The organism is Methylobacterium sp. (assembly GCF_019745455.1).
In the GTDB taxonomy this organism is placed as follows: domain Bacteria; phylum Pseudomonadota; class Alphaproteobacteria; order Rhizobiales; family Beijerinckiaceae; genus Methylobacterium.
In genome coordinates, this window is the sequence record NZ_JAIETD010000028.1 from 194,716 (window position 1) to 206,627 (window position 11,912).

Annotated in this window: 10 protein-coding genes; 7 read left to right on the forward strand and 3 right to left on the reverse strand. The window is 68.6% G+C overall.

Going from position 1 to position 11,912, the window contains the following annotated elements; all coding sequences use genetic code 11:
- Positions 1 to 158: 158 nt before the first annotated feature.
- Positions 159 to 2,846 (forward strand): type I DNA topoisomerase, encoded by a 2,688-nt coding sequence (topA, locus tag K2Y56_RS06515; RefSeq protein WP_292506254.1) that lies wholly within the window; start codon positions 159 to 161, stop codon positions 2,844 to 2,846.
- Between the two features lie 67 nt (positions 2,847 to 2,913).
- Here the strand turns inward: topA and K2Y56_RS06520 are convergent, their stop codons facing one another.
- A complete protein-coding gene (locus K2Y56_RS06520; protein ID WP_292506256.1) occupies positions 2,914 to 3,339 on the reverse strand; it encodes a tautomerase family protein in 426 nt (141 codons plus the stop codon).
- A gap of 102 nt (positions 3,340 to 3,441) precedes the next feature.
- Here K2Y56_RS06520 and K2Y56_RS06525 point away from each other — a divergent pair, with 102 nt between their 5' ends.
- The 4 genes from K2Y56_RS06525 to K2Y56_RS06540 all read left to right on the forward strand — a co-directional run bounded on the left by K2Y56_RS06525 (position 3,442) and on the right by K2Y56_RS06540 (position 6,096).
- Positions 3,442 to 4,281 carry a LysR family transcriptional regulator gene (locus K2Y56_RS06525; protein ID WP_292506257.1) on the forward strand — a complete coding sequence of 280 codons (840 nt, stop codon included), beginning with the start codon at positions 3,442 to 3,444 and terminating at the stop codon, positions 4,279 to 4,281.
- 101 nt (positions 4,282 to 4,382) lie between these two features.
- Positions 4,383 to 4,994 carry a hypothetical protein gene (locus K2Y56_RS06530; RefSeq protein ID WP_292506259.1) on the forward strand — a complete coding sequence of 204 codons (612 nt, stop codon included), beginning with the start codon at positions 4,383 to 4,385 and terminating at the stop codon, positions 4,992 to 4,994.
- A complete protein-coding gene (locus tag K2Y56_RS06535; RefSeq protein ID WP_292506260.1) occupies positions 4,987 to 5,352 on the forward strand; it encodes a transcriptional regulator in 366 nt (121 codons plus the stop codon). Before K2Y56_RS06530 ends, K2Y56_RS06535 begins: the two co-directional genes overlap by 8 nt.
- Positions 5,353 to 5,388: 36 nt before the next feature.
- Complete coding sequence (locus K2Y56_RS06540; protein ID WP_292506261.1) at positions 5,389 to 6,096, forward strand: di-trans,poly-cis-decaprenylcistransferase; 708 nt, start codon at positions 5,389 to 5,391, stop codon at positions 6,094 to 6,096.
- Between the two features lie 60 nt (positions 6,097 to 6,156).
- Here K2Y56_RS06540 and K2Y56_RS06545 read toward each other — a convergent pair whose 3' ends face one another.
- Positions 6,157 to 6,357: a hypothetical protein gene (locus K2Y56_RS06545; protein ID WP_292506263.1), complete on the reverse strand. Its 201-nt coding sequence runs from the start codon at positions 6,355 to 6,357 to the stop codon at positions 6,157 to 6,159.
- Positions 6,358 to 6,478: 121 nt separating this feature from the next.
- Here K2Y56_RS06545 and K2Y56_RS06550 point away from each other — a divergent pair, with 121 nt between their 5' ends.
- Both K2Y56_RS06550 and parE read left to right on the forward strand, forming a co-directional pair.
- The gene (locus K2Y56_RS06550) at positions 6,479 to 8,467 is read left to right on the forward strand and encodes a PhoX family phosphatase (protein ID WP_292506266.1); all 1,989 of its coding nucleotides are present in this window, start codon (positions 6,479 to 6,481) and stop codon (positions 8,465 to 8,467) included.
- A gap of 114 nt (positions 8,468 to 8,581) precedes the next feature.
- Positions 8,582 to 10,675 carry a DNA topoisomerase IV subunit B gene (parE, locus tag K2Y56_RS06555; protein WP_292506267.1) on the forward strand — a complete coding sequence of 698 codons (2,094 nt, stop codon included), beginning with the start codon at positions 8,582 to 8,584 and terminating at the stop codon, positions 10,673 to 10,675.
- Positions 10,676 to 10,973: 298 nt separating this feature from the next.
- On the opposite strand, the gene K2Y56_RS06560 is transcribed toward parE, so the two are convergent.
- Positions 10,974 to 11,840 (reverse strand): porin family protein, encoded by an 867-nt coding sequence (locus K2Y56_RS06560; RefSeq protein WP_292506269.1) that lies wholly within the window; start codon positions 11,838 to 11,840, stop codon positions 10,974 to 10,976.
- Between the last annotated feature and the right edge of the window lie 72 nt (positions 11,841 to 11,912).

An 11,912-nucleotide genomic window follows, 5' to 3' on the forward strand; every position in this document is an offset into this window, starting at 1 on the left:
CAGCGCCGCCATTTGACATCGCGCAACCCTTCACCCACTTCATCGCGGCGCAAGGGCCTCGCGACAGGGGCGCCGCGCCTCCCCGCACAACCTGTTTCGGTCCTCGATCGGCCGACTCCTTGCCCGCGGGAAGACCTGACGAGAGGCTGAAGCCGCACATGAAAGTCGTCGTCGTCGAGTCGCCGGCCAAGGCCAAGACGATCAACAAATATCTCGGCCGCGACTACGAGGTGCTGGCCTCCTTCGGCCATATCCGCGACCTGCCGGCCAAGGACGGCTCGGTCGATCCGGAGGCCGATTTCCGCATGCTGTGGGAGCTCGACGAGCGCGGCTCGAAACGCGTCTCCGAGATCGTGAAGGCGCTGAAAGGCGCCGACGGACTGATTCTCGCCACCGACCCGGATCGCGAGGGCGAGGCGATCTCCTGGCACGTGGTCGAGGCGCTCAATGCTCGCCGCGCCCTCAAGGGCATGCCGATCGAGCGGGTGACCTTCAACGCCATCACCAAGGCCGCGGTCGACACCGCGATGCGCCAGCCCCGCCAGATCGACCAGGCGCTGGTCGACGCCTACCTCGCGCGGCGTGCCCTCGACTACCTCGTCGGCTTCAATCTCTCGCCGGTGCTGTGGCGCAAGCTCCCGGGCGCGAAATCCGCCGGCCGGGTCCAGTCGGTGGCCCTGCGCCTCGTCTGCGAGCGCGAGCGCGAGATCGAGAGCTTCAAGCCCCGCGAATACTGGACGCTGATCGCCACCCTGGTGACGGCCGAGGGCGCCGTGTTCGAGGCCCGCCTCGTCGGTGCGGACGGCAAGAAGATCCAGCGCCTCGATGTCGGCACCGGCGACGAGGCCGCCGCGTTCAAGCGCGACCTCGAACTGGCGACGTTCCAGGTGGCGTCCGTCGAGGCCAAGCCCGCCAAGCGCCACCCCTCCCCGCCCTTCACCACCTCGACGCTGCAGCAGGAAGCCTCGCGAAAGCTCGGGATGGCCCCGGCCCAGACCATGCGGGCGGCGCAGAAGCTCTACGAGGGCGTCGAGATCGGCGGCGAGACGGTGGGACTCATCACCTATATGCGGACCGACGGCGTCGACATGGCGCCCGAGGCCATCGCGGACGCCCGCCGGGTCATCGGCAAGGAATACGGCGACCGCTACGTCCCGAGCGTGCCGCGCAAGTACAGTGCCAAGGCCAAGAACGCGCAGGAGGCCCACGAGGCCGTGCGCCCGACCGACATGAGCCGGCTGCCCAAGACCGTCGCCCGCTCGGTCGATGCCGAGCAGGCGCGGCTCTACGAGCTGATCTGGACCCGCACGGTGGCGAGCCAGATGGAATCGGCCGAGCTCGAGCGCACGACGGTGGACATCGTCGCTGCGGTCGGACCGCGCAAGCTGGAGCTGCGCGCCACCGGGCAGGTCGTGAAGTTCGACGGCTTCCTCACCCTCTACCAGGAGGGCAAGGACGACGAGGAAGATGAAGACTCGAAGCGCCTCCCGCCGATGAAGGCCGGCGACGCGCTGAAGCGCGAGCGTATCGCCTCGACCCAGCATTTCACCGAGCCGCCGCCGCGCTTCTCGGAAGCCAGCCTCGTCAAGCGCATGGAGGAGCTCGGCATCGGCCGTCCCTCGACCTACGCGGCGATCCTTCAGACTCTTCGCGATAGGGAGTATGTCAGGATCGACAAGAAGCGGCTCGTGGCCGAGGACAAGGGCCGCCTCGTCACCGGCTTCCTCGAGAGCTTCTTCAAGCGCTACGTCGAGTACGATTTCACCGCCGACCTGGAGGGTCAGCTCGACCGGGTCTCCAACGCCGAGATCGACTGGCGCGAGGTTCTGCGCGACTTCTGGCGCGACTTCTCGGCAGCCATCGGCGGAACGAAGGAGTTGCGCGTCGCCGAGGTGCTGGAGGCGCTGAACGACCTCCTCGGCGCCCACATCTTCCCCGAGAAGGCCGATGGCTCGAACCCGCGCACCTGCCCGACCTGCGGCTCGGGGCAGCTCTCGCTCAAGCTCGGCAAGTTCGGCGCCTTCGTCGGCTGCTCGAACTATCCCGAGTGCAAGTACACCCGCCAGCTCGCCGCTTCGGGCGTCGAGGGCGAAGGCGACGGCTCCTCGGAGAACGGAGGTCAGCCCGGAACCCGCGTGCTCGGCAACGATCCCGTCACCGGCCTGCCCGTCACCCTGCGCGATGGCCGCTTCGGTCCCTTCGTCCAGCTCGGCGAGGCCTCGACCGAGAAGGATGCGGCCAAGCCCAAGCGCTCGTCGCTGCCCAAGGGCCTGAGCCCGTCCGCGGTGGATCTGGAGAAGGCGCTGGCGCTTCTCGCCCTCCCCCGCGAAGTGGCGCGCCATCCCGAGACCGGCGAGCCGATCCTGGCCAATCTCGGCCGGTTCGGACCCTACGTGCAGCACGGAAAGATGTACGCCAATCTCGGCCGCGACGACGACGTGCTGGAGATCGGCGCCAACCGCGCCATCGACCTCATCGTGGCCAAGGAGCAGGGCGGCGGACGCCGCGGCCCCGCTTCCGACCCCGGCCGCTCCCTCGGCGCCCATCCGGAGACCGGCAAGCCGATCGTGGTCAAGTCCGGCAAGTACGGCCCCTACGTCACCGACGGAACCACCAACGCGACCCTGCCGAAGACCCTCTCGGCCGACGACATCGCCCTGCCCCAGGCCCTCGAGCTGATCGCCGCCCGCGAGGCGGCGGGAGGCACGAAGAAGAAGGCTCCCGCCCGCAAGGCGGCCGCGAAGAAGCCGGCGGCCAAACCCGCCGCCAAGGCCAAGGCGAAGGCCGGGACCGAGGCGGCTGCGAAACCGGCGGCCAAGAAGCCCGCCGCGCGCAAGAAGGCTTGAGCGGGACCGTCGATCCCGATAACCGCCGAGATGCCTCTCCCCCATTGCGGGGACGGAGAGGCAGCACTCACCCTGCCGGTCGGGCGGCAACCCCGAGCCGAGCCGCGATGTATCGGCGCTCCTGGGTCAACCCGCCGAAGCCGTAGGCGTCGGCCGAGACCTCGTCGACATGGACATAGCTCTCGGGATGAAGGTCGCCGAGAAGATCGGCCATCCCCGAGAAGATGTCGGCGATGAAGGCCTCCTTCTCGTTCTTGGTGTTTGTGCCGTCGACGACCTTGATCTCGACCCAGACGCTCGACCTGCCCTGCGCGGCGAGCGACGGGCCGCCGACGAACCAATGGGCGGGATCGACCCGCTGGACCGCGACGGCGGTCAGTTCCGGCTTCTTGCCGAGGCGATGCGTCGAGGCGCCGGTGGCGACGGCGGCGATCCGCTCCTCCAGATCGGGAATGGGATCCCGGGGCGCGACGAGGACGGTGATGATGGGCATGAAGGAGCTCCGTTCGATGGGGCAGACACCCTTATCGCTCGCGGTCGCCCATGAGAGAAACGAGTTCTTGACGTTTCAGAGATTTGCGACTCACATCATGTTATGCGCAGTCTCGACCTCGATCAGCTCCGCGCCTTCGTGGTGGCCGCCGACCTTCGCAGCTTCACGGCGGCCGGCGCCTGTATCGGCGCCACGCAATCGGCCGTCTCGCTTCGGATCGCGAAGCTGGAGGACCGGGTCGGACGGCGCCTGATGGCTCGCACGCCACGCTCGGTCGGCCTCACGCCGGACGGTACGCGGCTGCTGTCCCATGCGCGCGCCATCCTGGCAGCGCATGACCGGGCTTTGGTGGAGCTCGAAAGCGGAGAGGCGCGCGCGCCGATTCGGCTCGCGATCAGTGACCATGCCGCCGGCAACCGCCTCGCTACGGCGCTCGCAGGCCTGCGCCTCGCCCTGCCGCTGCTGATCCCGGAGGTGTCCGTCGGCCTCTCGACCGCGATGCGCGAAGCTTATGACCGGGAAGACGCGGATGCGGCCATCGTTCGGCAGGAGACCGGGCGCCGCGACGGTACGATCCTGTTCGACGATCCCCTTGCCTGGGCGGTAGCGCCCGGCCTCGACTGGAACGAAGGCGACCCTGTCCCGCTCGTTGCCCTGCACGGGCCCTGTGGCGTCAAGGCTTCCTCGATCCAAGCCCTCGACGCCGCGGGATTGCCGTGGCGCTATGCATTCCTCGGCGGCTCCGTTTCCGCTCTCCAGGCTGCCGTACAGGCGGGTCTGGGCATCGCCGCCTTCGGGCGCCGGCACCTGCCGGGGGGCTGTGCCTCCCCGGACAGAGACCTCCCACACCTGCCGACCGGTCAGGTCGTCCTGCACAGCCGCCTCGACGGACCGACGCGCAGGATCCTGGCGGCGGCCTTCGCTGCCGCCGGTGAGCGCTGACGCACACGGATCGCAGGCAAAGTGAGCGATCGATGAGATAACGCTTGCCCGCAGCGCGAAGTCCCGCTTACTTTGCGATGCAAAGTAAGCGGGACTTCTCCATGTCCGATCTCGACAAGGCCTTGGCCGACATCGTGGCGATCCGCAGCCAGATCGCCCGCGCCAGCGCGTTCCAGGGCTATGGGCCGGCGGCGCTCGCGGCCACCGGCGGTCTCGCCCTTCTGACCGCCCTCGCCCAGCATGCCTGGCTCGACGGGGCGGCGCCGGAACCCGTCGCTTTCCTGCTGACCTGGGTCGCCGTCGCCTTCGTCTCCTCGGCGATCATCGGCGCCGAGATGCTGGCGCGCTCGCGCCGGCACCATTCGGGTCTCGCCGACGCGATGATCCTCAACGCCGTGGAGCAGTTCCTGCCGGCCGGTGCGGTCGGCGCTCTCCTCGCCCTCGTGATGGGGCGGGTGTCTCCCGAGAACCTCTGGATGATGCCGGGCCTCTGGCAGATCCTGGTCAGCCTCGGCATCTTCGCCTCGCTACGTTCGCTACCGCGAGGCGTCGTCCTGGCTGGCGCCTGGTACCTCGTCGCAGGACTCGTCGTGCTGATGGTGGGAAGCGAGACGCACGTCCTCTCGCCCTGGGCCATGGGCCTGCCCTTCACCATCGGCCAGTTCCTCCTCGCCGCGATCCTGCAGCGCGCCTCGGGAGAAAAAGATGCCTGAGTCCCAGGATGCTCCCTTCGCTTATGAGGGCCTCGACCGGGTGATCCATGAGAAGGCCCGCCTCGGCCTCCTCACCTCGCTGATGGCCGCGGAGAAGGGCCTCCTTTTCGGCGACCTGAAGCAGCTCTGCGGCCTCACCGACGGCAATCTCAGCCGCCACCTGCAAGTGCTTCAGGAGGCCGGCCTCGTGGAGATCCGCAAGGGACATGAGGGCACCCGGCCGCAGACCACCTGCCGCCTGACGCCGGCCGGCCGGACACGCTTCCTCGATTATCTCGGCGTTCTCGAACAGGTCGTGCGCGATGCCGCCAAGGCGGCGCAGGGCGCACCCCTCCCCCTCGTCACCCGCCCTGCCTGAACCCACCGGCCCCTTTCTTTGTGAAGGAACTTTGTGATGCAAAGCAAGCAGCTGCCCGGCCTGCATGTCGGGATCATCATGGACGGCAACGGCCGCTGGGCGTCCGCACGCGGCATGCCCCGGGCGCTGGGCCACAAGGCAGGCATCGAGGCGATCCGGCGGGTGGTCGAGGCATCGCCGGGAGCGGGGATCGGCACCCTCACCCTCTATGCTTTCTCCTGCGACAATTGGAGCAGGCCCGAACCCGAGGTCTCAGCCCTGATGGGCCTGATGCGGCTCTACCTTCGCAACGAAATCGGCCGCCTCGCCGAGAGCGGCGTGCGGCTCAGCGTGATCGGCCGCCGCGACCGCCTGCCCGACGGCCTCGCCGCCGCCATCGCCCGGGCGGAGGCCGCCACCGCGCAAGGCGAAAGGCTACATCTGAGGATCGCCGTCGATTACTCCGCCCGCGAGGCGATCCTGCAGGCGGCGCGCTGGGCTCAAGGCTGCGAACCACTCACCCGCGAGGCGTTCTCCATGCTGATCAGCGGCGGCACGCCGGATGTCGACCTCGTGATCCGCACGAGCGGCGAGCAGCGGCTCTCCGACTTTCTCCTATGGGAGAGCGCCTACGCCGAGTTCCACTTCACCGACCGGCTCTGGCCTGATTTCGACTCTGATGCCCTCGCAGAGGCGATGACCGTCTTCCGCGCCCGGCACAGGCGGTTCGGCGGCCTGACCGGCTCAGCAGCAGTCGCCGCCTGACCGTCAATCGGCTACCGCGAGAACGGTGCCCGGAACATTCATGCGATCTGGGTTTTCGGTCTAGCCCATCATCAGAAAGGCGCCGTAGCTCGCGGCGAAGCCGGACAGGGAGACGGCGGATAAAGTCAGGAAACGGCGCGGTCCGCCGTAGCGGTGATCGTCCTGAATCTCGTCCACCGGAGCGAAGGCGTGGCCGGCGGCCTGTGCGGCGCGCAGGAGATCGTCGTGACGGGTGAGGCCGAATTCCGTCGACGGTGCCATGCCATCCTCCCCACGCGCCGGGCGATCTACAGGCAAGACGCGGCAGGTTTGGGTTTTGTTCCCCGTCATCGCGCTGCCATCGTGGCAAGGTACGTCGCAGATCGTTCACTGAGATGAGACCATGACCGAGCCGACACGCACCCGCTCTCAGGACGCCGAGGACCGCGAGGATATCGGCACGAATACGAGCGTCAACGCCACCTTCGGCGACGTCGTCGCGGCCCGCTTCGACCGGCGCGACCTTCTGCGCGGTCTCCTCGGCGTCGGCGCCATCGCGGCGGTGGTGACACCCCGCGCCCTGGCGGCGGGCAGCGCCCGGGCGGCGGATGGCGCGGCCGCCTCGCCGTTCCCGTTCAAGGAGATTGCGGCGGGCTCCGACGAGCGGCACCACGTGGCCGAGGGTCACGATGCCGACGTGCTGATCCGCTGGGGCGACCCGGTGCTGCACGGCGCGCCGGCCTTCGACCCGCGCAACCAGTCGGCGGCCGCCCAAGGCCAGCAATTCGGCTACAACAACGATTTCGTCGGCTACTTCCCGATGCCCGGCGCCGCCGACCCGGCCGCCCACGGCCTCCTCGTCGTCAACCACGAATACACCAACGAGGAACTGATGTTCCCCGGGCTCGGCCGGCAGGACCTCAAGAGCGTCGCCTTCGCGGGCATGAATGCCGAGCTCGTCGGGATCGAGATGGCCGCCCATGGCGGCTCGGTCATCGAGGTCAGGAAAACGGGCGGGAAGTGGGCCGTGGTGCCGAACTCCCCTTACGCCCGTCGCATCACCGCGACGACGCCGATGACCCTCACCGGCCCCGCCGCCGGCTCGGAGCGCATGAAGACCAAGGCCGATCCCGAGGGCCGCAGGGTTCTCGGCATGATCAACAATTGCGCGGGCGGCACGACGCCTTGGGGCACCTGGCTCACCTGCGAGGAGAACATCAACTACTACTTCTCCGGCAAGCTCGCCGAGGACGCGCCCGAGGCGAAGAACCACAAGCGCCTCGGCATCCCGGGCAACGCCTATGCCTGGGGCCGCTTCGACCCGCGCTTCGACGTGGGAACCGAGCCGAACGAGGCCAACAGGTTCGACTGGGTGGTGGAGATCGACCCCTTCGACCCGGCCAGCGTACCCAAGAAGCGCACCGCCATGGGCCGGTTCAAGCACGAGGGGGCTGCCGGCATCGTCTCGAAGGGCGGCCGCTACGTCGTCTACCAGGGGGACGATCAGCGCTTCGACTACGTCTACAAGTTCGTCACCGAGGACGCGGTCGCCGCCGACGCATCGGCCAACCGCGACATCCTCGACCGCGGCACGCTCCATGTCGCCCGCTTCGACAAGGACGGACGCGGGACCTGGCTGCCCCTGATATTCGGGCAGGGCCCGCTGGTTCCGGAGAACGGCTTTGCGAGCCAGGCCGACGTGCTGATCCAGACCCGCCTCGCCGCAGATGCGGTCGGCGCCACCAAGATGGACCGGCCCGAGGACGTCGAGGCCAATCCAAAGACCGGCAAGGTCTACGTCATGCTCACCAACAATGCCTCGCGAAAGCCGGAGCAGGCCGACGCCGCCAACCCGCGCGGCGACAACCGCTTCGGCCACATCGTCGAGCTGACGCCGGACGATGGCGACCACGCGGCCCGCGGATTCGCCTGGGAGATCCTGGTCCGCTGCGGCGACCCGTCGATCGCCGCCGTCGGCGCGACCTTCTCGTCGGCCACAACGAAGGACGGCTGGTTCGGCATGCCGGACAATTGCGCGGTCGATGCGCAAGGGCGCCTCTGGGTCGCCACCGACGGCAACTCCGCCTCGCGCACCGGGCGCAACGACGGCATCTGGGGACTCGAAACCGAAGGGGCGGGCCGCGGCACCGCCAAGCACTTCTTCCGGGTGCCGAACGGGGCCGAGATGTGCGGCCCGTATTTCACGCCGGACGATGCCACCTTCTTCGTCGCCGTGCAGCATCCGGGCGAGGCCGACGAGGACGACCCGAACGCCAAGCCCGCCACCTTCGAGGCGCCCTCGACCCGCTGGCCGGATTTCGATCCGTCGATGCCGCCGCGCCCGGCCGTCATCGCCATCACTCGGCGCGGGGGTGGGCGCGTCGGGAGCTGAAGAGGCCGGCGGGACAGCGTTAACGGAATCAGTGCAAGCTGAGCTACATGTGAGACGGCGTCATGCGTGAGCGCGCCTCTTTATGTTTCCGTTTCGTTCCGGTATGATCGCACCATGACTCAACGTGAGACGCCTCGCCAGGCTGCACAGGCCGAAGGCTCCGGCCGGCCGATCGACCTGTTCGCCCCCGCCTCCCCGACGACCGCCCGCGCAGCCAAATCGCCCCTCGCGGCGCGCACCCCCCTGCCGAAGCTTCCCGTGGACGCGGCCGAGGCCGGCTACGACGCCTCCGCGATCGAGGTGCTGGAGGGTCTGGAGCCGGTGCGGCGCCGGCCCGGCATGTATATCGGCGGCACCGACGAGCGGGCTTTGCACCACCTCTTCGCCGAGGTCGTCGACAACGCCATGGACGAGGCGGTGGCGGGCCATGCGAGCTTCATCGAGGTGGAGCTCGAGGAGACCGGCCACCTCGTCGTCACCGATAACGGCCGCGGCATTCCCGTCGACCCGCACCCGAAATTCCCGGGCAAGTCGGCGCTCGAAGTCATCATGACCACGCTGCATGCGGGCGGAAAGTTCGATTCGAAGGTCTACGAGACCTCCGGCGGCCTGCACGGCGTCGGCATCTCGGTGGTCAACGCCCTCTCGGACCTGCTCGAGGTCGAGGTCGCGCGCTCGCAGACCCTGTACCGCCAGACCTTCTCGCGCGGCCACGCGCAGGGCGGCCTCGAGACCGTCGGGCGGGTGCAGAACCGGCGCGGCACCCGCGTGCGCTTCCACCCCGACGCGCAGATCTTCGGCGCGCTGAAATTCGATCCGCGCCGCCTGTTCAAGATGGCGCGCTCCAAGGCCTACCTGTTCGGCGGAGTCGAGATTCGCTGGCGCTGCGCGCCGTCCCTGATCGAGGGGATGGACGACGTCCCGGCCGAGACCGTGCACCGCTTCCCCGGAGGCCTGCGCGACTATCTCGCCCGCGACATCGACGGCAAGGAGCTCGTCACCGACAGCATTTTCTCGGGAAAGATCGCCAAACAGGGAGGTCACGGCTCCCTCGAATGGGCGGTGGCCTGGATGGTGACGGAGGACGGCGTCTCCGCCTCCTACTGCAACACGATTCCGACGGCCGAGGGCGGCACACACGAGAGCGGCCTGCGCGTCGCGCTGCTGCGGGCTTTGCGCGAGCATGCCGAGCGCGTGAACCAGGCGAAACGCATGGCCAACGTCACCACGGACGACGTGATGGCGACCTGCGCCTCGATGCTCTCGGTCTTCATCCGCGAGCCCGAGTTCCAGGGACAGACCAAGGACAAGCTCGCCACCGTCGAGGCCTCGCGCATCGTCGAGACCGCGATCCGGGATGCCTTCGACCATTGGCTCGCCGCCTCCCCGGCCCAGGCCAACAAGCTCCTCGACTGGGTGATCGACCGGGCCGAGGAGCGCCTGCGCCGGCGCCAGGAGAAGGAGGTCGCGAGGAAATCGGCCACCCGCAAGCTCCGGCTGCCGGGCAAGCTCGCCGATTGCTCGAAGGCCGGCATGGCGGGCTCGGAGATCTTCATCGTCGAGGGCGATTCCGCCGGCGGCTCGGCCAAGCAGGCCCGCGACCGCGCGAGCCAGGCGATCCTGCCCCTGCGCGGCAAGATCCTCAACGTGGCGAGCGCGAGCCGTGACAAGATGGGCGCCAACCAGCTCATCTCGGACCTGACCCAGGCCCTCGGCTGCGGCACCGGCAACGCCTTCAAGATAGAGGAGCTCCGCTACGAGAAGGTCATCATCATGACCGACGCGGACGTGGACGGCGCCCATATCGCGTCGCTACTGATCACCTTCTTCTACCGGCAGATGCCCAAGCTCATCGACCGCGGCCACCTCTACCTCGCGATCCCGCCGCTCTACCGGCTGACCCAAGGGGCGAAGACCGCCTATGCCCGCGACGACGCCGACAAGGCGCGGGTGATCAAGACCGTCTTCAAGGGCGGCAAGGTCGAGATCGGCCGCTTCAAGGGCCTCGGCGAGATGATGCCGGCGCAGCTCAAGGAGACGACGATGGACCCGAGGAAGCGCACGCTCCTGCGCGTCGCGGTCCTCGACGATGCCCGCGAATCCACCGGCGACACGGTGGAGCGCCTGATGGGCAACAAGCCCGAAGCCCGCTTCGCCTTCATCTCCGAACGTGCCGCCTTCGCGGACGGGGCGGAGCTCGACATCTGAGAGGCGCGCTCGTTCCTCTCCCCAGCGGGGCTCGGGCCTAACGAGATCCCCGCATCGATGCGCGCGGCGGACAGGCTCGGCGCGAGCGGGATGAGGCGGCACCATCATAGCCAGTCGGGTGAGAGGGCTCATTGCCCTTTCCGGAACGGTCGCGGTTACCTGTCTCGCCCCATGACCCCGCGCAGACGGGTCAGGCCTCGCGCACCACAGAGAACATGAAAAAGCCCGGCCTCATGGAGGCCGGGCTTCTCGTCGTCATGGGCCGCCCGCGCCTGGCGGGCGGCGTCGACTGGTCGGCTTAGTAGGAGCCGAACTTGTAGTTCAGGCCGGCGCGGATGACGGCGAACTCGCTGCCCGAGTTGCGGTTGGTGAAGCCGGGCTGGCGGTAGAGGACGCTGTTGGAATCGATGGCGTAGACGCCCGCGTTCCGGTTGTTGTTCTCGAGGTTGACGTACAGGCCTTCGACCTTGAGCGTCACGGCCGAGGACTTGAAGAAGTTCAGGAACGAGTCGGTGGGCAGGGCGTACTCGATACCACCGCCGGCCGCGTAGCCGGTGCGGAAGCTGTCGTTGCCGCGGAAGCCGCCGAAGGAGCGCTCCTCGCTGCCGGCGCCGTAGGCGAAGCCGCCGGTGCCGTAGAACAGGACCTTGTCGAAGGCGTAGCCGATGCGGCCGCGCACGGTGCCGAAGTAGTCGAGGCTGGCGGTGCCGCGCGGATCGACGAACTGGACGCCATTGTTCGGGGTGAAGCCGGGGGTGAGGACGAAGGCGGTCCGGTTACGGCCGAAATCGACGTACTGGGCGTCGGCCTCGATGCCGACGACGAGGCCCGAGCCCGGCGTGAACTGGTAGTTGTAGCCGATCTGACCGCCGCCGACGAAGCCCTCGCTCGAGGAGTCGGAGAAGGCGACCTGCGAGGGACCGCCGGCGCCGGGCACGCCGTTGGGGCCGCGCACGAGGTTCGGGAACACGTTGTTGTAGACGTTGGTGCCGCGGTCACCGGCGTCGAAGCCGTAGCCGGCGTTGATACCGAAGTAGAAGCCCGTCCAGGTGAAGACCGGGACCGGAACGAAGACCGGCGGCGCGGCGCGCCGCGGAAGGTCGGCAGCCGAAGCGGTGGCGGTCAGGCCAGCCAGCACGGTGGAAGCGAGAAGCAGTTTTTTCATGGGGATTCACTGGTCCTGGAGTTGGCGAAAGCCGCCGCGCTTGTAGGTCCTGGCAGCCGCGAGGTCTGTCGC